General features: G+C 70.6%; 17 protein-coding genes. 14 read left to right on the forward strand and 3 right to left on the reverse strand.

Features of this window, described 5'->3' with window-relative positions:
• Positions 1 to 6 precede the first annotated feature (6 nt).
• The 12 genes from ABZO31_RS21335 to ABZO31_RS21390 all read left to right on the forward strand — a co-directional run bounded on the left by ABZO31_RS21335 (position 7) and on the right by ABZO31_RS21390 (position 12,001).
• Entirely contained in the window at positions 7 to 1,344 is a 1,338-nt protein-coding gene (locus ABZO31_RS21335) for a CpaF family protein (protein ID WP_406862832.1), read from the forward strand.
• Positions 1,345 to 1,411: 67 nt separating this feature from the next.
• A complete protein-coding gene (locus tag ABZO31_RS21340) occupies positions 1,412 to 2,350 on the forward strand; it encodes a type II secretion system F family protein (protein WP_406862833.1) in 939 nt (312 codons plus the stop codon).
• 17 nt (positions 2,351 to 2,367) lie between these two features.
• Entirely contained in the window at positions 2,368 to 3,252 is an 885-nt protein-coding gene (locus tag ABZO31_RS21345) for a DUF5936 domain-containing protein (protein WP_406862834.1), read from the forward strand.
• A 43-nt stretch (positions 3,253 to 3,295) separates the two neighbouring features.
• Complete coding sequence (locus tag ABZO31_RS21350; RefSeq protein WP_406862835.1) at positions 3,296 to 4,633, forward strand: sensor histidine kinase; 1,338 nt, start codon at positions 3,296 to 3,298, stop codon at positions 4,631 to 4,633.
• 16 nt (positions 4,634 to 4,649) lie between these two features.
• The gene (locus tag ABZO31_RS21355; RefSeq protein WP_406862836.1) at positions 4,650 to 5,741 is read left to right on the forward strand and encodes a response regulator; all 1,092 of its coding nucleotides are present in this window, start codon (positions 4,650 to 4,652) and stop codon (positions 5,739 to 5,741) included.
• A 221-nt stretch (positions 5,742 to 5,962) separates the two neighbouring features.
• The gene (locus ABZO31_RS21360; protein ID WP_406862837.1) at positions 5,963 to 6,193 is read left to right on the forward strand and encodes a hypothetical protein; all 231 of its coding nucleotides are present in this window, start codon (positions 5,963 to 5,965) and stop codon (positions 6,191 to 6,193) included.
• Complete coding sequence (locus ABZO31_RS21365; RefSeq protein WP_406862838.1) at positions 6,193 to 6,846, forward strand: pilus assembly protein TadG-related protein; 654 nt, start codon at positions 6,193 to 6,195, stop codon at positions 6,844 to 6,846. Before ABZO31_RS21360 ends, ABZO31_RS21365 begins: the two co-directional genes overlap by 1 nt.
• A 28-nt stretch (positions 6,847 to 6,874) precedes the next feature.
• Positions 6,875 to 7,471 carry a hypothetical protein gene (locus ABZO31_RS21370; protein ID WP_406862839.1) on the forward strand — a complete coding sequence of 199 codons (597 nt, stop codon included), beginning with the start codon at positions 6,875 to 6,877 and terminating at the stop codon, positions 7,469 to 7,471.
• Positions 7,471 to 8,112: an OmpA family protein gene (locus ABZO31_RS21375; RefSeq protein ID WP_406862840.1), complete on the forward strand. Its 642-nt coding sequence runs from the start codon at positions 7,471 to 7,473 to the stop codon at positions 8,110 to 8,112. The genes ABZO31_RS21370 and ABZO31_RS21375 overlap by 1 nt, the downstream gene beginning before the upstream one ends.
• A gap of 1,423 nt (positions 8,113 to 9,535) precedes the next feature.
• Positions 9,536 to 9,811 (forward strand): hypothetical protein, encoded by a 276-nt coding sequence (locus ABZO31_RS21380; RefSeq protein WP_406862841.1) that lies wholly within the window; start codon positions 9,536 to 9,538, stop codon positions 9,809 to 9,811.
• Between the two features lies 1 nt (position 9,812).
• Positions 9,813 to 10,583: a hypothetical protein gene (locus tag ABZO31_RS21385; RefSeq protein WP_406862842.1), complete on the forward strand. Its 771-nt coding sequence runs from the start codon at positions 9,813 to 9,815 to the stop codon at positions 10,581 to 10,583.
• An 800-nt stretch (positions 10,584 to 11,383) separates the two neighbouring features.
• Positions 11,384 to 12,001 (forward strand): DinB family protein, encoded by a 618-nt coding sequence (locus ABZO31_RS21390; protein ID WP_406862843.1) that lies wholly within the window; start codon positions 11,384 to 11,386, stop codon positions 11,999 to 12,001.
• A 63-nt stretch (positions 12,002 to 12,064) separates the two neighbouring features.
• Here the strand turns inward: ABZO31_RS21390 and ABZO31_RS21395 are convergent, their stop codons facing one another.
• From ABZO31_RS21395 to ABZO31_RS21405, 3 genes are all read right to left on the reverse strand, one after another.
• Positions 12,065 to 14,431, reverse strand: a complete 2,367-nt coding sequence (locus ABZO31_RS21395; RefSeq protein WP_406862844.1) for a protein kinase domain-containing protein — start codon at positions 14,429 to 14,431, stop codon at positions 12,065 to 12,067.
• A 75-nt stretch (positions 14,432 to 14,506) separates the two neighbouring features.
• Positions 14,507 to 17,026 (reverse strand): protein kinase domain-containing protein, encoded by a 2,520-nt coding sequence (locus tag ABZO31_RS21400; RefSeq protein WP_406862845.1) that lies wholly within the window; start codon positions 17,024 to 17,026, stop codon positions 14,507 to 14,509.
• 1,741 nt (positions 17,027 to 18,767) lie between these two features.
• Entirely contained in the window at positions 18,768 to 19,721 is a 954-nt protein-coding gene (locus ABZO31_RS21405; protein WP_406862846.1) for a hypothetical protein, read from the reverse strand.
• 151 nt (positions 19,722 to 19,872) lie between these two features.
• Between ABZO31_RS21405 and ABZO31_RS21410 the strand changes: the two genes are divergently transcribed.
• Together ABZO31_RS21410 and ABZO31_RS21415 are read left to right on the forward strand one after the other, a co-directional pair.
• The gene (locus ABZO31_RS21410; RefSeq protein WP_406862847.1) at positions 19,873 to 20,766 is read left to right on the forward strand and encodes a hypothetical protein; all 894 of its coding nucleotides are present in this window, start codon (positions 19,873 to 19,875) and stop codon (positions 20,764 to 20,766) included.
• 305 nt (positions 20,767 to 21,071) lie between these two features.
• On the forward strand, positions 21,072 to 21,977 hold the full coding sequence (locus ABZO31_RS21415; protein ID WP_406862848.1) for a hypothetical protein: 906 nt from the start codon (positions 21,072 to 21,074) through the stop codon (positions 21,975 to 21,977).
• The last annotated feature ends 200 nt before the right edge of the window (positions 21,978 to 22,177 follow it).

Here is a 22,177-nt window from a genome sequence, read left to right on the forward strand (position 1 = left end):
GACGACATGAGCTTGAGGGCACGCATCAACAGCCCTGAGCCGAACAGCGGCCAGAACGAGGGCGACCTCCTCGTCGGTGTCTACCGCGCCAAACTCCTCCAGGAGATCGACCTCGCGGAGATGTCCTCGCTGGCCGCGGCCGAGCGCCGGGCCCGCCTGGAACGCGTCCTCGGCCACATCATCAGCCGCGAGGGCCCGGTCCTCTCCACCAACGAGCGCTCCCAGCTCATCCGGCGCGTCGTCGACGAGGCCCTCGGCCTCGGCATCCTGGAACCGCTGCTCGAAGACGCGTCGGTCTCCGAGATCATGGTCAACGGCCCCGACCAGGTCTTCGTCGAGCGCGGCGGCCGGCTCGAACTGCTGCCGATGCGCTTCTCGTCGTCCGAGCAGCTCATGCAGACCATCGAGCGCATCGTGTCGACCGTCAACCGCCGTGTGGACGAGGCGAACCCGATGGTCGACGCCCGTCTGCCCTCCGGCGAGCGTGTCAACGTCATCATCCCGCCGTTGTCCCTGACGGGCCCGATCCTCACCATCCGACGGTTCCCCCGCGCGTACACGCTCGCGGAGATGATCGGCCTGGGCTCGCTGGACGAGCACATGATGGTGCTGCTGTCCGGTCTGGTGCGGGCCAAGTTCAACGTGATCGTGTCCGGCGCCACCGGTACCGGAAAGACGACCCTGCTCAACGCGCTCTCGGGACTCATTCCCGACGGCGAGCGCATCGTGACGATCGAGGACTCCGCCGAGCTCCGGCTCCAGCAGACCCACGTCATCACCCTGGAGAGCCGGCCCCCGAACGTCGAGGGCAAGGGCCAGATCACCATTCGCGACCTGGTCAAGAACTCCCTGCGTATGCGACCCGACCGCATCATCGTCGGTGAGGTCCGTGGCGGTGAGACCCTTGACATGCTCCAGGCGATGTCGACCGGTCACGACGGCTCGCTCGCCACCGTCCATGCGAACAACGCCGAGGACGCGCTCATGCGACTCCAGACCCTGGCGTCCATGTCCGAGGTCGAGATCCCCTTCGTGGCGATCAAGGACCAGATCAACAGCGCCCTCGACGTCATCGTCCAGCTGACCCGTCACACCGACGGTTCCCGCCGCATCACCGAGATCGCCATCGTCGACTCGCACGGCCGCGAGGACTACCGGATCGTCTCGGTCTGCAAGTACCACGCCCAGCCGATGGCCGCCGACGGCCGGATCTACGGCAACTGGGAGTACTACCCGCTGCCCCGCCGCATCGCCGAGAAGCTGTACATGAGGAGCGAGCCCATTCCCGCCGCGTTCGGAGTCGCCCAGTCCGACGACCAGCTGAACATGCGCAAGTCCGCCTAGGCCGCCGCCCGACGGGCCCCGCCCCACGTCCCCCCATCCGCCGCTCACCCGAAGGTTCCCGCCCGACATGGACAAACTCCCGCTTCTGACGATCGGAGTCACGCTCGCCGCGTGTGTGCTCGTGGTGATAGGCGTGCACGCCTTCTCGTCGGGCAAGGCCCACCAGGAGGAGCTCTACCGGCGGATGTCCCAGACGGGACAGTTCGAGGGCGTGGGCCGGCGCCGCCGGTTCGGCAAGGTCGACCGCAGGCTGCGCGGCACCAAGCTCGGCAACCACATCGAGCGCAAGCTCGCGGCCACGGGTCTGGACATGACGCCGGGCGAGTACGCCGTCTACGTCGTGGCCGTGCTCGTGGTGCTGTACTTCATCGTCTCGTCCATCTTCGCCCCGTTCTTCGGCCTGCTGGCCGCAGCGATCGGCGTGTGGGGCGGCAACGCCTTCCTCAACATGCAGATCAACAAGCGCACCGAGGCGTTCATCAACCAGCTCCCCGAGCTGACCCGCCTCCTCGCCAACGCCACCCAGGCCGGCCTCGCGCTGCGCACCGCCATCGCGATGGCCTGCGAGGAGATGGACGACCCGGCCCGCTCCGAACTGCGCCGCGTGGCCGACCAGCTGGCCGTCGGCCACTCGCTGGAGGACGCGCTGAACGAGCTGAGCGAGCGCCTGCCGTCCCGTGAGCTGACGGTACTGATGACGACCCTGATCCTCTCCAGCCGCGCGGGCGGCACCATCGTCACCTCGCTGCGCAACCTCACCGACACGCTGGAGGAGCGCAAGGAGACCCGACGCGAGGTCAACACGCTCCTCTCGCAGGTGAAGATGACGGCCGTGATGGTGCCCCTGCTCGGCGCGGGCTTCCTGCTGATCATCGACAGCATGCGCGACGGCGCACTGGACGACATGACCGCGGCCACCACCGGAAAGATCGCCGTGATCGTCGCTGCCGGCCTCTACGCCACCGGCTTCTTCCTGATCACCCGACTCACCAAGATCCGTACCTGAAGGGCGAGGACGCTGTCATGGATCTGATTCTCTCCCTTGTCATAGGCCTCGCCGTCTGGGGCGTCTTCCAGGGCGTACGGATGTACCGCGCGGACGCGAAGCTCCCCGGCGACCTGGTGTCGGCGCTGGAGTCGGGGTCGTCGCGTACGAGCGCGACGGGTTCGCTCATCGACAAGCTCGGTGAGCGGCATGTCGGGCGGGTGCACAAGATCATGGGCCCGAAGCGCGTCGACAAGATGCGCAAGAAGCTCGATCTTGCGGGCAATCCGAACGGCATGACCATCAACCGCTATGCGGCACGGAAGGCTGGCTACACGATCCTCGGTGGCGCTGCGGCGTTCGCCACGCTGATCAACGGCCAGGTCTTCCTCGCGGTCATCTTCGGTGTCTACGGCCTCTTCTGGGTGGACTTCCTGCTCCGCATCGCGCTGCAGAAGCGACGCGACGACATCGAGCGCACGCTCCCCGACTTCCTCGACGTCCTCGCGGTCGTCGTCTCCGCCGGTCTCGGCTTCCGGCAGGCGCTCGAGCGCGTTTCGGAGAAGTACGAGGGACCTTGGGCCGACGAACTCAAGATCACCCTGCGTCAGATGGACATGGGCATGGGTCGCCGGCAGGCGTTCGAGGAGCTGCGGAGGCGCAACGAATCGGAGCAGGTGTCGATGTTCGTCTCCGCGCTCCAGCAGGGTGAGGAGCTCGGCGCCCCGATCGTCGACACGCTCATCCAGATCGCCAACGACATGCGCCGCACGGACGCACAGCTGGCGCGTCAGAAGGCATCGAAGGCCGTACCGAAGGCCACGCTCCTCATCACCAGCTTCATGCTGCCGGCCACCATGATCCTCATCGGCGTGGGCTTCTACTACGCCTCCGAGGTCGACTTCGGCACCATGTTCGGGTGATCACGGCGACTGCACGAGAAGGAAAGAAGGGGGTGACGACGGCATGACGATGATGTCCGGTGGGATCAGTGGTGGACTGGCGCAGCCGGCCATCGAGCCGGCGCCCGGGATTCCCATCCAGATCAACGCGCTCCAGGCGCTCTGTCGGCAGCTCTTCGGCTTCCGGCTCGCCATGACGGCGCTCGCCACCCCGTTCGCCCTCGCCAAGGCCGAGCACGGTTTGGCCGGCTGGCTCATAGGAGCAGCCGTCCTGGTCACGGTCATGGGCTCGTACGCCTTGCTGCGGGACTGGGAGCGCTTCGGTCCGTTCCTGCTCAAGCATCCGTGGCTGCTCGCGGCGGACATGGTCTTCGGCGCGCTGCTGCTGTTCGCCGCGTCGCCGAACTCCACGCTCGCCTACGTCACCATCTGTACGCCTCTCCTCGCCGGCCTGGTCTACAGCTGGCGCGGCGGCGCGGTGTTCGCGGTCTGCCAGGTCGCGCTGCTCGGCGCGGCCTACGGTGTGAGCCCGGCCGAAGCCGACATGTCGGCACTGCTCCTTGTCGGCCTGTGTCTGATGGCCGGCGCCGTCGGCAGCACCCTGCGCGGGCTGCTGCTCCGCTTCGGCGCCGCGTCCACCGCACTGACCGAGACCCGCGCCCGGCTGGCCGTCAATGAGGCGGTCGAGGGGGAGCGGTCCCGGCTTGCCCGGGAGATGCACGACTCCGTCGCGAAGACCCTGCACGGTCTGGCGCTCGCGGCGGACGGCCTGGCCAGCACGGTCGAGCGGATGGATCCGCTCACCGTGAAGCACCAGGCCGAACTGGTCGCCCGCTCGGCCCGGCGGGCGGCGGCGGAGTCCCGGGAACTGCTCTCGGACCTGCGCCGCGAATCGGGCCTCGACGGAGGCGTCGACGTGGTGACGGAACTGGAGGCGCGGACCGCCGACTTCTCGCGCCGCCACAGCTTCCGGGCGACGTTCCGCCGCCTGAGTCCGATCCCCGTCCCGCCGATGCCGCAGGTCATCGCCCGTCATGCGCTGACCATCGCGGGCGAGGCCATGGAGAACGCGCACCGGCACGCCCGTCCGACGCACGTGGAGGTCTCCGCCGGCATCGTCGGGGACGTCCTGAGGATCAGCGTCTACGACGACGGCGCCGGCCTGCCCGCGGGCACCACGCTCGACGACCTCAGGCGCGCCGGGCACTTCGGCCTGGTCGGCATGGTCGAGCGGGCCGCGTCCATCGGGGCGCGCATCCGCATCGGCAAGGGCCGGGCCGCGCAAGGCACCGAAGTACGACTGGAACTGTCCGTCGCATCGCTGGGCCCGGAGTGGGCCCGGCTGCTCCCCCCACAGCACGTTGTCATGACTGCTCCTTCCCTGACGTCCCCCACCTTCTGAGAGAGGAGGCCGCACCATGCCGGACGACGTTTCCCCCAGCTCTGGCCAGCACTGGACCCAGCAGCATCACGTCTCGCAGCACACCTCGTCGCATCCGTCACCGCTCAGCTCCCACCACACCGCTGGAACACCGGTTTCCGGATCACCCGTCCCCACCTCACCCACCCCGGGCTCCGGGGGCTTCCCGGCCCTGCCCCAGCAGGCGCCCTCCGCGGTCCAGCCGCTGCGGGTCGTCGTCGCCGACGACAACCCCGTCGTACGGGCGGGTCTGACCGTCCTGCTGTCCGGACGCGACGACATCGAGGTCGTCGCGGAGGGCGCGGACGGCCGCCAGGCGTACGAGGCAGCGGTCCAGCACAGGCCCGACGTGGTCCTGCTGGATGTCCGTATGCCCGGGGTGGACGGCATATCCGCCCTACCGCATCTCGTCCGCATCGCTCCTGTGCTGATGATGACCTACAGCCGCGAGAGCGAGATCGTGCACGAGGCGCTGCGGCTGGGCGCGGGCGGTTATCTCGTCCACGGCGAGTTCACCGCGGACCAGTTGGTCGCCGCGGTCCGCGACATCAAGCAGGGCCGGGCCCACTTCACCCATTCGGCCTCCTCCGCGCTCATCGAGCAGCTGCGGGGCGGAGTCCCGGGCCAGGGCGGACATCCTCTGCCGGAGGGCCTGGGCACGGCGTTCACGGGACCCGGCTACCAGCCGGTCGTACCGCAGCAACCGTCTGCACCCGCATACGACACAAGTGGGCATCATCAGCCCATGCCACCAATGAACCCGCAGGTGAACGCGGTTGGCGGCGTGTCGGCTGCGCAACAATCACAGCAAAACCCTTCGCTTTTGCAAGCGAATATGGGACAGTCTTCAACGGGTCCCCAGGTGAGTGGGGCCCTGCTGTCCGAACTGAGCCAGAGGGAGGTGGAAGTGATGGATCTGATCGCGTCCGGCATGACCAATCAGCAGATCGCTGCCACCTGCTTCATCAGTCAGAAGACCGTCAAGAACCACATCAACCGCATCTTCGCGAAGCTCAACGCCGGCAGCCGTGGCGAGGCCATCGCCATCTGGCACGGCGTGACCCGGGGAGGTGCGTCCCGCCATGCGTGAGCGCATTCAGGGCCTCCGGGCCCACCTCGTCGAGGCGCGGGCCCAATCCCCGCGTTGGGACCGGAGTTGGGCCCTGGGACCCATGCCCGAGGGTGTTGCCCCGGCGTACGTTTCTCATGTCGACAGCGAGACCGGCCAGGAGGAAGCCGGAAGCGCGAACGACACGAAGACTTACGCAGAGTCGGCCGGCAAACGGTCGGCCGAACCCGGAGGGGAACATCATGAACGACGTCATGCTGAAGGCTGCCACCACCACCAAGGTCTACGTCGGCTCCTGGGTGAACACCCGCGTCGAGGCCCTGCAGGCGAAGCGCGACCGGGGTCAGGGCGCGATGGAGTACGTCGGCATCACGATCCTCGTGGTCGCGATCCTCGCCGCCCTGCTGCAGACCAACATGGGTCAGACCATCGCGAACACCTTCAAGACGAAGATCAGCAGCGTCATCAAGTAGTGCGACGCCTTCGCGGCGAGTCAGGGCAGGCCGCACCGCTGTACATCGCAGCGGTGGTCGGCCTGCTCTTTCTCGCGTTGATGTTCTTCGCGTTCGGTCAGGCGGATGTCAGCCGCAACAAGACGCAGACGGCCGCTGACGCGGCTGCTCTCGCAGCGGCCCAGGAGTCCCGGGACGACCTCGACAACGCCCTCCGTCAGCACATCCTCGCGCGCGACGTGCCCTGGCTGATGGCCCTGTTCAACAACGGCAACGTTCCCGAGCGCCGCAACGGCTGCTGGGAGTCACCACGTTTCGCCCAGGCAAACGATGCCCGACAGATCGGTTGCCGGGACACGTGGGACGGTCGCTGGGGTGTGACGGTGGACGTCAGGGCGACGAAGCCGGTGGGCAAGAGCATCGTCGAGGGAACGGAAACGGACTACGCGGAATCCAAGGCCACGGCCGTGGTCGAGTTCCGTTGTCAGTTCGAGCCCCCCGAGGCGCCCAAGCCCGAGGACGGGGACGACGACGATCAGGGCAAGGGCAACGACAAGAAGCCCTCTCTGGGTGGTCTCGAGTGTGACGGCAGGGACTGGGAACTCGATCCAGGCAATCTAGACCTCCTTCCGGGCATGGCGGACCTGTTCAACGTCCGTCTTGCCGAGGACTGACCGCGAGCGAAGTAAAGGAACACCAGTCATGAGCATTCGGCATGTGAGGACGACGCGTCGGGCCGGCGCAGCCGCCCTGTTGGCGGCAGCCCTGACCTTCACGCTGTCCGCCTGCGGCGGGGACGACGGCACGGGCAAGGAGAACGCCTCCTCGTCCTCGTCCTCGGGCGCCGGTAAGGACGAGCCGTCCAAGAGCGGTGACGGCAAGACCTACCCGGACAACAGCAAGGTCATCGCCACGTTCAAGGGCGAGAAGGGCCTTGAGATGGTGATCCACGAGGCGAAGCGCGACTCGGGTGGCTTCCTCACAGTCACGGGCACGATGAAGAACGCGGGTACCGAGGACTTCACCACTCCTGTTCAGTGGAACGGGGCGGAGCAGGACGTTGCCCTGACGGGCCCCTCCCTGGCGGCGATGACCCTGACCGACGCCAAGGAGAAGAAGCGGTACTACGTGCTGCGGGACACGGACAACCGTCCGCTGACCACGACGAACTACGATGCGACGATTCCGGTCGGCAAGACGCTGCCCTTCTTCGCCCAGTTCCCGGCGCCGCCCACCTCGACCACCCAGGTCGGCGTCACGTTCCCGGGAGTCACCACCGGCACGATTGAGATCTCCTGATGACCCTGACCCTGACCCGTACTCGGCGGACCGCCGTGCGCGCGGCCGGTGTCGCTGTCACCGGGGCGCTCGCTCTCGGCCTGCTGGCCGCGCCGAATGCTCTTGCCGATGAGAACCCGTACCCGTCGGCGTCCGCCGCGCCGCCGGTGAAGATCGACCCGAACGACCCCGACCTCAAGCTCCCCGAAGGCGGCACGCTCGCGGCCGCCAAGGTGCTCGACATCAAGTCCGTCGTCGAGGACCTGGAGGGCAACGAGCGTCGGGAGGACACGAACACCGACATCAAGTTCGCGCTCCAGGCGGAGGTGCTGTTCGGCAAGGACAGCGCGAAGCTGTCCTCCGCCGCGAACTCGCGGATCGCGGCCATCGCGGCCGAGATCAAGAAGCAGGACGCGAAGAAGGTCCGGGTGTTCGGCTTCACCGACAACCTCGGTTCGTCGGCGCACGGTGACGTGCTGTCCAAGCAGCGCGCCGAGGCCGTGCACACGGTGCTGGCGAAGGAACTGGCGTCGGCCGGGATCACGTACGAGATCCGCGGCTACGGCGAGCAGTACCCGATCGCCGACAACACCACCGAAGAGGGTCGGAAGAAGAACCGCCGCGTGGAGGTCTCCTTCCAGCGCACCGCGAGCGGCTCGTAGTCGCCGTGCAGTACGGCCGGGGCTGCCACGGGACGATTCCCGTGGCGGCCCCGGCGCGTTGAGCGGGGCCGGTCGCCGACCGGGAGGCCGTCAGTGTCGGCTGGAAGACCACGGAGCAAAACCGTCTCGGCTGACATGAAGACGGACCTGCTCCGCTACCTGCTGGACGCGCGCGACGGCGACGCCGGACGAGCCGCGGGAGCAGATCACCACCTGTACCGCCCGCCACGCGTGGAAGCACACCGACGCCACCGTCGCCGAGCTGCCGCTCGATGGGACGCGGCGACGTGGCAGAACCACCGCGTCCGCGTGGAACGCGCGGCCCGCGAGGCGGCGGACCGAGTCTGACCCGGGCGGGGCCACAGAAGGCTCTACCTGTCCTTGCGACGGAGGGCGGGCGGGGGAGAGGCGTCCGGCGCCGGCGCCCTTCGGCTGGCCCTGTGGGACCAGCATCTGCGGCACGAGGACCCGGACGCCGAGACCCTCTGTGCCGCGCGTCGGCGGGGGCGCTGTGGCTGCGTGCGGCGGTGGTGGACGAACTGGGGCGGCGAGTGGGGGTTCGGCGACGCGCAGCCGCCGCACCACGGGAAGCGGTCGTGGGTGGTGCTGCCGCGCTGAGGTGGCGGTTCTGGTCGACGTCAGGTCTTCGTACTCGCGTCGGAACAGGCGCGTGGGCGTTGACTCTTATGCAATCGCAATCCAAATGCCTCATCACGTAGACGGCACCGGTTGGGGCGAGAGCACAATTCCTTAGACAAGCGTCAAGGACTCGGTCGAAGACGGCAACTGGGGTCGCGCCGGCGGCGAATTCGTCTACAACGGAGTCACCACGTTCGTCCCCATCCTGAAGGCCGGCAAGGGCTTCTCGCTGATCAACAAGATCAACAAAGCGGGCAAGGGAAAGGGCGCGGGTAAGGCCGGTGAGTCGGCACAGCAGGCAACCGATGCCGCCGGCAAGGCCCGTAGGGCGGCGAAGGCCGGTGATCTCGACGGAGCGAAGAAGGCCGCGGACGAAGCCCAGCGACATGCTGACGATGCCGCGGAGAGGGCCGCGAAGGAAGGAGCCTGCCCCGTCGCCGCCGGTGGTGACCGCCCCGTCCCGTACGGGGGGCGTGACCGCTCCGGCCTCGGGGTTGCGGGGCCCGGCACCGGAATCCTGGCTGCTGACACGGCCGACGGTCAGGTAGCCGTCCTGGCCGGACGCCGCAGGAAGGGCAAGGCCTGTGAAGAGGCGCACGAGGCGCAGGCGCAGGCGGACGAGGCGAAGCGGGAGGCCGAGAAGGTCGCCACCTCCCGTGACAAGAAGCGGGCAGAGAAGATCCGTGGACGTGCCCAGTCGGGGACAGTTCGCAAGGCACCGAATTATCACGGGCGGCTCCCAGGCGATCTGGAGAAGGACATCCTCGGCAACCCTGATTCAGCGGTGTACGCCTCGACGGGCACTGGCGGCCGCCTCATCTTCCAGAAGGACGGCAATATCGTGATTGTCGAAGGCCAGGGGGCCAAGGCGGGGCAGGTGGTGACCAGTTATGGAAAATCGGGACCTAGGGGCGAGAGCGGGGCGGCCATCTATGGCGGATCTCCGACGGAACCAGGAATGCCGGTCACCAAGGAAATGATCGAGCGCGGAAAGATACCCAACCCGAAGGGTGGCACTCTTCCACCAGGCGTGGAGATCAAGATGAAAGACGAAGACTGACATGGAAAAAATCAGGCTCGGCGAGATGCCTGTGCGCGTAGTGCACGGTGCCCCGCTGCCCTTGTCCGTAGACCTGAGCCTCGGTGAACGGTTGGTCATCGCCGGGCCCTATCGAAGTGCGGACGACCACGAGCGGCACCTCTTGGCGACGAGCGGTGCCGGATGGTGGGTCGCCGACGCCAGCGACGAAATGCGCTTCTCCTTGGACGCAGGTTCATTGGTGAGCGCCTGGTTTCAGGCTCCCGGCAGAGTTGCCAGGGAAGGCACCGATCCGGGTTCCTGGCTGAATGCAGACCGTGCCGACGCCCGTCTGGCAGTAGTCCCGGGCAGGAATTTCGACCTGCCGCGGGTATCCGTGCGGTGGTGTGAGCGTTCTGGCTCGGCGCTGGTCTGCCTGACCGAGGAGGGCTTCTCAGGGGGTGCGGTCGTCCGGTCGCGGCTCGGAATCGCGCAGGACCTCGACCTGCTGATCGCAGATGGTCGGTACGTGGGTTGGCTCCTGGAGCGCCCTGCCGCGCACCTCTGCAACTCGTGGACGAAAGTGCCGGATTCCCCCGAGGATCCCGAGCTCGGTACCTGGGTCGCTCGCTTCTTCGCCCTGACAGACGACGAGGTCTTCGACACGATCGTGGACGGTGATCCCACGGCACTTGAGCCCCTCAGAGAGTTGCTGGCGGAGGTCCAGGTCGAGGAAGGGGACCAGCGCCGGCGCAAGATCTTCCGGGATGCGTTGGAGGAGGTGATCGACTGGCACACCGGCTTCGATGTTTGAGACAGGAGCGGGCGGTCGGCCCGGGTGGTATCAGGTCCCCGGGGAGGTGGTCGGGTCACCGAGGTGACAGGCAAGGCCAAGGGCGCGCTGAGCAAGGCCGGGAAGGCCGCGGTCCCAGGAGACGCGAAGGGGGCGCGGGATGCTGCGAACGAGCGCAGGACGCCGCGGACGACGCGAGGAAGAAGGTCGAGGAGGCCGGCGAGTGCAAGATCGCCCTTGGCGCGCTGCGGCTCGTCCCGTACGGCGGTCGCGTCCCCCGACCGGCCGTCGGAGTCCCCGGCGACGGGATCGCCGTCATCGCTGCCGCGCCGACGGCGACTCCGATCACCTTCGCCGCCGAAGGTGGAAAGGAGCACTGAAAGGGAGCGTGGGCGGACAACGCCCGCGTGCGGTCGCAGCGACGACGGCGTACTCGTGGCCGTGGAGGTTCGCGTTCCGGAGCAGGTCGATGGCCCGCCATGTGAGGGCATCTGTGACGGGCAGAACCTGCAGTCGGGAGACGTTCCGGCGCAATCGATTCATGCGGGTCTCCGACTGCCACGCCTCGATCAGCGTGAGATTGCTGATGGCGACAAGCGAGTCCTTGGACTGCGCCGTCCGAATCAGACCCGTGACTCGAGCCTCGTTGGCAATGAACTTGCTCAGACCCTCCGAGTCGAGCAGGACGACGCCGTGACTCAGCCGCCTCGCGCGTGTCCCGCTCGCCGTCCCCCTCTTGCTCAGGCGCGACAGGCTTTGCTGCAGGGCGGGCGGCTGTCTGCGCAGCTGCACTGTCAGTGGCCGGTGGGACACTGCCGCGCATGACCGACACGGACATGAAGACGGACCTGCTCCGCTACCTGCAGGACGCGCGCGACGCCCTGCTCTGGAAGCTCGACGGGCTGTCGGAGTACGACGTCCGCCGCCCGATGACCCCGACCGGTACCAACCTGCTGGGCCTGGTCAAGCACGTGACCGGTGTGGAGCTGGGGTACTTCGGGGACACCTTCGGGCGGCCGTTCTTCGAGGAGGCGTCGAGGCCGGCGCCTGCCTGGTACCGGGAGACCGCGGAGGACAACGCCGACATGTGGGCGACGCCGGAGGAGTCGCGGGAGCAGATCATCGACCTGTACCGCCAGGCGTGGAAGCACACCGACGCCACGGTCGCCGAGCTGCCGCTCGACGCGAAGGGGCTCGTACCCTGGTGGCCGGAGGAGCGCCGGCAGGTGACCCTGCACCACGTCCTCGTACGGGTGCTGAGCGACACCCAACGGCATGCGGGCCACGCGGACATCGTCCGCGAACTCACCGACGGCGCGGCGGGTCACGGAGCCGTGAACAGCAACCTGCCGCCCGGCGGCGCGGCGTTCTGGCAGGCCCACCACGACCGCGTGGAGCAGGCGGCGCGTGCGGTCGAGCCGGGCGCGGAGCGCGGCTGACTCCCGGGCCGGCCGGGCGGCCCGGCCGGCCCCGGAGCGGCTCCCTGGTCTTCCCCGCTCGGGTCAGCGGGGGATGCGGGCCGAGACGACGGAGTCGTTCCAGGTCAGGAAGAACACGTCCCCGACGACCAGGAACGAGGGACGGCTGGTCTCGTCCGCCGGGACCTGCCACGTGGCCGGGACGGGTTCGCCGAGCTGCTTGCCGTCCTTCAGCGCGTACGAGGTGACGCCCATCCCCGTGGCCACGACCACGCGGTCGCCGACGACCAGGGTGCCGCCCAGGCCGACCGGCTCGGAGGCGGACACGACCGGCTGGGACCACAGCACCCGGCCGGTCGACGCCTTCACCGCGGAGATCAGGATCGCCCCCGCCTCGTGGCCCTGCTGAGTGATCACGACGTCGTCGGGCCCGGCGGCCACGATCTCGTCCTCGACCTTCCCGTCCATATTGAAGTTGCAGTGCATCGTGCCCGCCAGGCTCACCACGGGATCGAGGCAGACGCGGTCCGTCCCGAGCTCCTTGCCGGTCTTCGGGTCGAGGATGCTCATCGGGCCGGCCGCCGGGATGTAGAGCTTGTCCTTGAGGAGGGTCAGGCCCCACGGGTACGCCTGGTGCACCATCGACTCCCAGAGCATGGAGCCGTCGCTCTCCCGGTAGGCGCGGAACATCATCTCGCTCGCCGTGCCGACCCCGGCGTCACCCATGTAACCGACGTACACGACGCCGCCGGCGGCCAGGGCACGCGTGGGGACGAAGCCGGCCGTTCCCGGCCAACGCCCCACCGTCTTGCCGTCGGAGCGCTGCGCGACGACGACCGCCTCGCCCTCGGAGAGGTACACGCGGTCGCGGGAGACGCCGGGGATGAGCGCGCCGTTGGGGCGCTGCCAGACGACGGAGCCGTCCGCGGGGTCGAACGCCGTCGCGGACGACCCGCCCGCACAGATCAGCAGGTCCTCCTGGTGGACGCAGCTGCTCACGCGGCCCTTGTGGGCGGCCCGCCACGGCTTCCAGCCGCGGGGGGTGTCGCTCCCGTCGGGCGACGGAGCCGGGTACGACAGCGTGCGCGGGGCGCCCACCGCGTCCCGCGCGCTGACGTGCTCGATCCCGTCCACCGGCGGCGGCTGCGGGGCGGACGCCGAGGGGCTCGGCCCGAGCCGGGCGCCGTCGCCGCTGTCGCCGCCGGAGTAGCCGAGGCCGACGAGGAGTCCGCCGACCAGGGCCAGAGCCCCGGCCACGGCCGTCGCGACGACGCCGGTGCGCCGCTTCGCCCCGCGCGGTGCGGGAGTGGGGGCGGCGGCCGGAGTCGGAGCGTACGCCCGCCCGGGCACGCCCCACGGGCCGGGCGCGCCGGCCTGTCCCGGCGCGGTGTGGGGCCGGGGCGGCTGTCCCGGCGCCGCGGCAGGCGGCTCCTTCGGCGCGGCGGCGAGCAGCCGGCGGGTCTCCGCCTCGTACGTGCCGATCAGCTCACGGACCTCGCCGTTCCAGGGGAACGGACCCTCCCTGCGGGCGAGCACGGCGCCCGGCCGTTCCTCCGCGGCGCGCTCGTCCAGGGCGCGGAGGACGGCGTCCGTCGTGGGGCGGGCGGCCGGATCGACGGCCAGGCACGCCGCCACGATCTCGTGCAACTCGGCCGGGAGACCGACGAGATCGGCGTGGCCCTCCGATATCCGGCTGAACACGGCGGCGAGTTCCGTGTCGTCGAACGGTCCGCGCCCCGTGGCCGCCCAGCAGAGCAGACTGCCCAGGGCGAAGACGTCCGAGGCCGGGCCGAGGACGTCCTGGCCCGCCACCTGCTCCGGGGACATGAACCCGGGCGTGCCGATCACCTGCCCCGCGGCGGTCAGGACCGTGCCGTCGAAGGCCCGCGCGATGCCGAAGTCGATCAGCTTCGGGCCGTCCGCGGAGAGCAGGACGTTGCCCGGCTTGAGGTCGCGGTGCAGCAGCCGGGCGCCGTGGACGGCCCGCAGGGCCCGGGCGAGGTCGGCGCCCAGGGCGCGGACCAACGGCAGGGGCAGCGGGCCGAGCCGGGAGACGGCGTCGGCGAGCGAGGGGCCGGGGACGTACTCGGTGGCCAGCCACGGGGGGTTGCCGTCGGGGTCGGCGTCCAGCAGGGCCGCCGTGTACGGGCCGCGTACGGCGCGGGCGGCCTCCGCCTCGCGGCGGAACCGGATCCGGAACCGGTCGTCCACGCCGAGTCCGGCGTGGACCGTCTTGACCGCCGCCAGTACCGGGGCCGTCGGCCGGCCCGCCCCCTCCACCGCGGAGTCCCCGGCCCCGGCTTCGGCTCCGACTCCGGCTCCGGCTTCGGCTCCCTGGGCGTCCGCTCGGCGGGCGAGGTGGACGGCGCCCATGCCGCCCGAGCCGATGACGGCGAACGTCACGTACGGTCCGACGCGGCGCACGGCGGCGGCGTCCAGCGGCTGAAGCATGACGGTTCCCCAATGACTCGGTCGGATGTCCCGCGGCGCTGCCGCGGTGCAGGGCTGGTGGTGGCGGACTGCCCGTCAGGCGTCGGGCAGCGCCATGCTCCGCACGGTCCCGTCGGCGTACCCGAGGACGACCACGTCGCCCATGGGCATGAGTTCCGGCGGCCGTTGCGCGGAGGACACGTTCCCCGGCGCACCCGGCACCGGTACCACGGTCAGGGCGCCGTCCGCGGGGCGGACGTACAGCGAGGCGTTGTCGGCGTATGTGGCGGCCGAGCCGAGCAGGACGGGCGTGCCGACGGCGGCCGGGGAGCCGTCCCGGGCGCGCGGGACGGGGCCGGCCTCGGCCGCGGGTGTTCCGTCGACCTGGTTGTTGCCGATCCACACGACACGCCCGTGCGCGGGCAGGGCGATCAGCATCGACAGGCTGCGCACGGGACCGAAGACCCAGCCGACGTCGCCGGCCGCGGTGGACGGGATCGTGACCCGGTCGTCGGACGTGAAGAGCTGGCTCAGATCGCGCAGGAGCCGTACGTGCATGCCCTTGCCGTTCGGGTCGGGGCAGAACAGCTGGCTCGACGAGATGCGCGGGTCGGGGCAGGCCTTCGTGGTGCCGGACCCGCCCGCGGGGGTGGCCTCGGGGGCGGTCAGTTCGATCTCGCCGGTCGCCGGATCGCGGGCCGTGAGCCCGCGCTCGCCGTTCACGAGCAGGCGACCCATCCCGTAGGCCATCGCCCCGTACCGCTCGGCCTTCCCGGTCTTGCTGTCGTTTCCGGTCTTGCTGTTGTCGTTCCCGGCCTTGTCGTCGTTCCTGGCCTTGCCGTCGGTCCCGGCCTTGGAGGCGGAGGCCGTCGTCACGACTTCGGTCCACCGGCGTTTCCCGGTGGCGAGGTCGTACGCGTCCACGTGCACCCCGGTCGCGTCGGCACGGTTGACGAAGACCTGCCGCTCGACGCCGAGCAGCCGGCCGACCGGCCGTCCGGTGAACGGCGTGTCCCAGCGAACGGCGCCGTCACGGACGGATCGCGCGCGCAGACGTCCGTCCTCGGCGGAGACGACCACGTCCCCGGCTATGAGCGGACCGGTCGCCGCACCGGCCGCGGACCCGGCGCCCGGCCGGGCCCGCCACAGGAGCTTGCCGTCGGCCGGAGCGAGGGCCTGCAGGGACCCGTCGTCCAACCGGCAGGCCAGCGTGGCCGGGTCGGCCGCGCAGGCGGTCGGGCCGGCGGGGAGTCGCGCGTCCCAGGGCTTCCAGCCGGCCGGGCGCAGGGAGGGCGCGGCGTCGAAGCTGCGGTTGCGGTCGGCCGCCCCGAGGGCGTCCATCGACGTGACGGTGCGCGGGAGGCCGGCGCCGCCGGAGGGCGAGGGCGAGCCGGGCGCGCCGTTCGCCGGAGGGTCGTTCGGTCCGCTGCCGGGCCACAGGTCCGTCGAGCGGGCGACGACGATCGTCGCGGTCACGACGGCCAGGGCGACGACGGCGGCGGTGAGTCGCCTCGTACGGCGGCGACGGGCGGCGTCGTCCTCGGCATCGGCCACCCGTGCGGGCGCGGTCATCGTGGCGGCCTCGTGCAGGCCGGGCGCGCGGGCGGGCACGGTGAGCGGGTGCGCGACCGGCGGGCCCAGGCGGGCGTCGAGCGCGGTCAGTTCGCGCACCCGGTCGTCGATCGCGCGGGCCAGCGGCGCCGGCCAGGGGGAGACGGGCCCGGCCGAGGGGGCCGTCGCGGCGCCGGGCGTCGTGGCGGTGCCGGGCGTCGTGGCGGTTCCGGGCGTCGTCGCCGCGACGGCCGCGTCGAGGCGGTGGCCGAGGGCCAGGGCATCCGGGCGGTCGGACGGGTCCAGGCGCAGGCAGTCGGCGACGATGTCCCGCAGGCCGGGCGGGACGCCCGTGAGATCGGCCTCGGCGCGGGCGATGCGGTACAGCACGGCGGGCAGCGAACCCTCGCCGAACGGGCTGCGGCCCGCCGCCGCGTGGACGAGGACGGCGCCCAGGCAGAACACGTCCGACGCGGCGACGACGTGCTCGCCGCCCGCGACGTGCTCGGGCGACATGAAGCCGGGCGAGCCGATCATCATTCCCGTGCCGGTCAGCCGGCTCGCGCCGAAGGCGCGGGCGATGCCGAAGTCGATGACCTTGGGACCGTCGGCCGTGAGCAGGACGTTGCTCGGCTTCAGGTCGCGGTGCAGGATGCGGGCGTGGTGGATCGAGCGGAGCGCGCGCACGAGGTCGCGGCCGAGCAGGGCCACCGACGCCTCGGGCAGCGGTCCGTGGTCACGCACGGCCTGTTCGAGCGTCGGCCCCGGCACGTACTCGGTGGCGAGCCAGGGGCGGACCGCCTCATGGTCGCCGTCCAGGACGTCGACGGTGTAGCGCCCGACGACCGCCCGGCCGGTCTCGATCTCGCGCCGGAAGCGGGTACGGAAGCCGGGCTCGTCGGCCATCCCCGGCAGTACGATCTTCAGCGCGACGAACGTCCGTACCGCGGGGGTCCGTTCGTCCGCCCCGAGAAACACCTCGCCCATGCCACCCGCGCCGAGCCGGGCGACGACCCGGTACGGGCCGATGGCCCGGGGAGCGCCGTCGTGCAACTCCCCCAACACCTCAACTGCCTCCCCCGTGGCGCACATTGCGCGTGATCACAGCATAGGCGGTGGCCCGCATGAGCCTCGGCGGCGCAGTGGGCATCGAACCGTCGCCCGTGCCGTGGTGGTTATAGAAGATGGTCGGCCTTGCCGGCCTTGATCTCCAGGATGAGGTTGCGCAGGGCCTCGCGGGTGTCGGTGATCGGGGCGTCCTCCTGACCGCCGACGGCGATGTAGCCGTCGGCGCCGGGGTACGGCGGTCACCCGATGAAGGTCTACGTGCACCGCCGCCGGCAGCGCCGGCCGGCCGCCCGGCTCGACGACGCCGGGTTCACCGTCGAGTCGCACCGGACGCTGACCTGGACGCCCGGGACTGGTTCGAGCGCGAGCTCGCGGAGCTCCCGGAGTCGGAGTGGGTGATGCCGGCGACTGCGACCGCTGAAATGGACGGGATCTTCCGGGAGCTTATGGAGGAGGCCCCTGCGGTACCCGCCGACACCAGCAGGTGGCGCACCTGGGGCCCGCGCCACGCGTGGGCCGAGGCCGATTGAGAGCGGGCCGCACTCCCTGGCGGTCGGGGCGTCGGGCGTCGGGGCGTGGGGGCGGGGGAGGGGGTAGTCGGGGTGGGGGTTTCTGGTGGGCTTCTGGTGCGGCCGCCCTCTTTCCGAGTGTGGCGGCTGGAAGGGGCGCGTCAAGGGCGCTCCTATCGTCGCGTCGCTTCGCGATTCCGCTTGCGCTCCACCCTTGACCCGCCCCTTCCAGCCGCCTTTTCACACTCGGAGGGCGGCCGGGGGGCAGGGTCCGCGCGTAGCCCTGCGGTGGTGCCTGGCCGCCGTGGGCGGCCGGCGGGTGGGTACGCGGTCGTTGAGTGGGGTGCCCATTGCCGTCTCGGCGGCGACCAGGCCGTCGTGGGGTGCGGTACATGCCCGGCTGGTCATTGTCCGTGGGGAGCGAAGACAGACGGGCCGGGGCCGGGGGGAATGTGACGTTTCGGTGCTGTGGAGCGAGGCGCGAAGCCTCATGAGTCACACGGGTCTCGTCCCGTCACCCCCGTACCCCCGCAGTCCGTTGAGAGCACCGAAACGACAATCTCGACGCCCTCTCGTCCCTCTAGCCCGTCACGGCCGGGGCGGGTGTTGCCTGTGTGACGCCGGGGGTGCGGCGTGCCTGCCCCTGACTCCCTCCCAAGCGGGAGTCGACGTCTGTCGTTTCGGTGCGGTGGAGCGGGTCGCGCGGACTCGTGAGTCACATTGGTCTCGTCTTGCCACTCGCGTATCGCTCCAGGGTGTTGGGAGCACACGAAGGGCATCCCGTCGGCCCCAGGGGCTCTTTCCGGGGGTGGGGGTGTTGTGACTGGCGGCTGGGGTGGCCCCATCGTTGCCCGCCCCATGTACCGCCTTCTCTTTTCCCCCCCACGGGCAATGACCAGCCGGGCATGGACGCCGTCGCCCACCGGCCTTCCAGGCGCCGAGACGGCATTGGGCGCCCCACTCAACTGGCGCGTACCCACCTGCCAGCCGCCTACGGCGGCCAGGAACATCGGCGCCCCCTGCGCGGACCCTCACCCCCGGCCGCCCTCCGAGTGTGAAAAGGCCCCTGGAGGTGCCGGGTCAAGGGTGGAGCGCAAGCGGAATCGCGAAGCGACGCGACGGAGGAGCGCCCTTGACGCGGTGCCTCCAGGGGCCACACTCGGGAAGAGGGCGGCCGCACCAGAAGCCCACCGGCAACCCCCACCCCCTGAAGCCACAGGACCCGCGCCTCACGTGGTCGCCTCGCCCGACAGCTCCCTTAGGGCGCCCTTGATCGCGGCGATCACCTCCTCCGGCCTGCCGAACACCTCCGTTGCCGTGAAGCGGAGGATTCTGCGGACGCCGTGGCAGCCGGCGAGGGTGTTGTAGCGGCGGATGTCGCGTTCATGGGCGTGTCGGGTGCCGTGGAAGGCGTAGCCCTCGATCTCCACGACCAGCCCCGCGGCGCGGAAGTAGAAGTCCGGTCGCATCGCGCGGCCGCTCGCCGTGCGGAGTACCGGCTGGGACTCCGGGCGCAGGCCCGCGTCGTGCAGGTGGAGCCGGGCCACCGTCTCGGCGGGCGAGCCTGCGCCCGGGTCCGCCAGGCGCAGCCATCGGCGGGCGGCCGGGGCGCCGGGCCGGCGGGCCCGAAGCTCGGCGGCCACCCCCTCCGCGCCGACCAGCGCGTCGCGGCGTACGCCTCTGATCACGCGCCGCGCGAGGGCCGAGTCCGCCGGCACCACCGCCTCCTCGCGGCAGCGGGCGGCGCGCATGAGGTCGGCGACGGTACGGGCGGGCGTCGTCACCCGCAGGCCCCTGCGCACCACGTGGTCCCGTCCGGCGAGCCCAGGCACGCGGTGGACCCGTACACCGGGCCGGGCGACGGAGCGGCGCGGGTGTACGAACTCGAGTGTTTCCGAGTCTGCCGAGTCCGCCGGCTCCGCAGTCAGTCGTTCGATGCGCAGTACCGCCGCTGCTGTGCGGTGACTGCATACGAGGTCCGGGGTGAGCAGTTGTATCGCCATGGCCCTGGTCCTCCAGTCCACCTCTCTCCCCGGCACGGCCCACGCGCCCCGGCACAGCTGCTGCCAGCCCTCCGCGCGCAGGGCGGCGCGGAGGCTGCTCGGTGGGACGCCGGCGTCCAGAGCCCATGCGGTCAGGAGGATTCCGCCCCTGGCCATCACCGTGAGGTCGAGTTCGCGCATGCTGTCAACGATCCATCCACGTCACCGAATTCGCATTCCCTGTGGATAACGAGGCAGTGGGCAAAAGCTGAGCTGTGGACAACTCCGGCCGTGTCGTCGCCGGGTTCTATGGTCGATTCAGGACCGAGACCGCGAACGATCGGATTCCCCCATGACGACGGACTACGAATTCCACACGGTGCACCGCCCCGCGCCTGACGTGATGACGGCCGGACTCGCCGCAGCCGTCGGGGTCGCGCCGGACCGCGTCGACGTCGGCCACCACGACGCCGATCCGGACGGACGTGACTGGGGTGCGGACGTGCTCTGCACGTACGACTTCCTCGACGGCGACCTGACGTTGTCCTGGAGCATCTACGTGACCGACGCCGTCCCGGACCCGCCCGACGAGGAGACCGCCGCCTCCCGCCTGGCCGCGGCGATCGGGGCGACCGTGTTCTGCGAGGCCCTCGACGTGGGACTGCCCTCCGCGTGCTGGGCGATGAGCCCGGACGGGACCCGCACCCGCGCCCGCGTCTACGACCCGGAGGAGCCGGACCTGCTCATGACGGTCGACGCGGTCGAGGATCCGGTGGCGGACCTCCCGGGCATACGCGTCCGGTGCCTCCCGGAGGCGTACGCCGCGGAACGCGTCCCGACGCCGGTTACGGACGCGTTCGAGGCGGCCATAGCCCTGGACGGGACCGCTTCCACGCAGAACTCGCCCACCCGCCTGGCATGCTGGCTTCTCTACTGTTGGGAGCGCCTGGTCCGGCGCCTGGAGGCCGACTGGTCACCGTCCGACCGCTACCCCGGCGAGTCGTACCTCGACGACCTACGCAGCCGCGACGAACTGTCCTCCCGCCTGGCCACCCTCCCGCCCGACCTCGCGACCCAGCTCGCCGCTGCCGTGGCCGAGTTGGACGCGCTGTTCCAAAGCCACACCGTCGTCGACGAAGGTGAGTTCCTGGGGCGCCTCACCGGACCCGGCACGGAGATCGGCACCCGCGATTGGTGGTGGCAGCGACGCCCGTGCCGTGTCCCGTACGGATTGGACATCGCGTGAGGACTGCTCTGGAAGGGCTGCTCGCGCCGACGTGGATGGGTCGGTCCGCTCGACCGCCGACTTCCAGGACGGCGACGAGCCGGCGCTCGTCGCCCCCGGCACGCACGTCGAGTGCCGCGGGATCCGGAGGTGAAGGAGTGGTCGCCGGTCGGGCAGGGCTGGTGGGAGAGCCTGGCGCTGAGCCGAGTCGAGTCGAGCTGAGGTTGGGCTGAGTCGAGCTGAGGTTGGGCTGAGTCGAGCTGAGCTGAGTTGAGTCGAGCTGCGGTGACGTGGTGTGAGTTGGATCGGAGAGGGAGGGGGAGAGTGTGGATCTTTCGGAGGACGTGATGCGCTTCGCCCGTTCGGCCTCCTTCGAGCAGGCCAGGGGCTTCATGGCTGCCTGCTCGGAGAGGGCAGGGGCGGTTGCCTTCTGGGCGTACGCCGAGTCCACGGGGCGGGCTGCGCCTGAGGCGTGGTTCCGGGCCATGGAGTTGTTGTGGGAGCCCGGGCCCGTGGATTTCGAGGAGGTAGGCGGCGTCTACGGTGAGCTGCAGGAGAGTGTCGATGGCATGTCCGAGCAGGGCGATGCACTCGATGAGCTCGACGAGCTCGCTGCCGAGGCCATCGACGTGGCGCACACCGCACTCGGGGTCGTTCTCGGAGGCGGAGGCGGAGACGGAGGCGATTCCCTCGGTGCGACGCAGGTCGCGCTGACTGCCCTGGACTTCGCGGCCGGGCTCGGCGAGCGGGCGGGCCGGGACCTGGCCGCCCGGGATCAGGCGGCGCAGGAGCGCGACATCCAGGCCGCCAACCGGGACGGTCAGCCTGATCTGCTCGCGCTCCGTGCGGCCGCGGCGGAGGACGGCCGGTACTACATGGGCGTCGCAGCCGCCTGGCAGCGCGCCACGGCCGGCCCGCCGCCCGGCCCCGCCCTCCGTGTGACCGCGACCGTCGACCGCTCCGCCGTCCTCGCCAAGTACGCGCACGCCGTGCCGCGCTACGGCGTCGTCGGCCGTGTCGTGGAGGGGCGGGACGCCGGCGGGTACATACGCGTGGACCGCCTTGCCGACCACCCCGAGGCGATGGGCGTGATGATCCGGGTCGCCCGAGATCCGGGTGTCACGGTGGACGTCCGCGCCGAGTGGGTCGAGGACTGGCCCGCTGTCGAGGAGTCCTTGGAACGGGACGGTCACCGCATCGACTGGCCACATTCCGCCCCGAGGCCTGAGTAGCCTGCGCGTGTGGAGAACGGCGGCCCCGTCCTGCGCCACTTCCACCGGGTTCTTCGTCCGGGGGCGCCGCTGTTGCTCGGTTTCCATGCCGGGGACGAGTCGACGCTGAAGTCGGAGGGGTACGGCGGTCACCAGACACCCGACACCCGACACCCGACACCCGATACTCGGCGCTCCAGCTCCAGCTCCTGCTGAAGGGT

The organism is Streptomyces solicamelliae, from assembly GCF_045348655.1.
GTDB lineage: Bacteria > Actinomycetota > Actinomycetes > Streptomycetales > Streptomycetaceae > Streptomyces > Streptomyces solicamelliae.

Excerpts from the sequence above, each read along its gene's own strand:
- ABZO31_RS21370 (WP_406862839.1), top strand. The coding sequence starts at position 6,875 with ATGAGCATTCGGCATGTGAGGACGACGCGTCGGGCCGGCGCAGCCGCC.
- ABZO31_RS21375 (WP_406862840.1), top strand. The coding sequence starts at position 7,471 with ATGACCCTGACCCTGACCCGTACTCGGCGGACCGCCGTGCGCGCGGCC.
- ABZO31_RS21350 (WP_406862835.1), top strand. The coding sequence starts at position 3,296 with ATGACGATGATGTCCGGTGGGATCAGTGGTGGACTGGCGCAGCCGGCC.
- ABZO31_RS21390 (WP_406862843.1), top strand. The coding sequence starts at position 11,384 with ATGACCGACACGGACATGAAGACGGACCTGCTCCGCTACCTGCAGGAC.
- ABZO31_RS21405 (WP_406862846.1), bottom strand. The coding sequence starts at position 19,721 with ATGCGCGAACTCGACCTCACGGTGATGGCCAGGGGCGGAATCCTCCTG.
- ABZO31_RS21340 (WP_406862833.1), top strand. The coding sequence starts at position 1,412 with ATGGACAAACTCCCGCTTCTGACGATCGGAGTCACGCTCGCCGCGTGT.
- ABZO31_RS21345 (WP_406862834.1), top strand. The coding sequence starts at position 2,368 with ATGGATCTGATTCTCTCCCTTGTCATAGGCCTCGCCGTCTGGGGCGTC.
- ABZO31_RS21410 (WP_406862847.1), top strand. The coding sequence starts at position 19,873 with ATGACGACGGACTACGAATTCCACACGGTGCACCGCCCCGCGCCTGAC.
- ABZO31_RS21335 (WP_406862832.1), top strand. The coding sequence starts at position 7 with ATGAGCTTGAGGGCACGCATCAACAGCCCTGAGCCGAACAGCGGCCAG.
- ABZO31_RS21355 (WP_406862836.1), top strand. The coding sequence starts at position 4,650 with ATGCCGGACGACGTTTCCCCCAGCTCTGGCCAGCACTGGACCCAGCAG.
- ABZO31_RS21360 (WP_406862837.1), top strand. The coding sequence starts at position 5,963 with ATGAACGACGTCATGCTGAAGGCTGCCACCACCACCAAGGTCTACGTC.
- ABZO31_RS21385 (WP_406862842.1), top strand. The coding sequence starts at position 9,813 with ATGGAAAAAATCAGGCTCGGCGAGATGCCTGTGCGCGTAGTGCACGGT.
- ABZO31_RS21395 (WP_406862844.1), bottom strand. The coding sequence starts at position 14,431 with ATGCTTCAGCCGCTGGACGCCGCCGCCGTGCGCCGCGTCGGACCGTAC.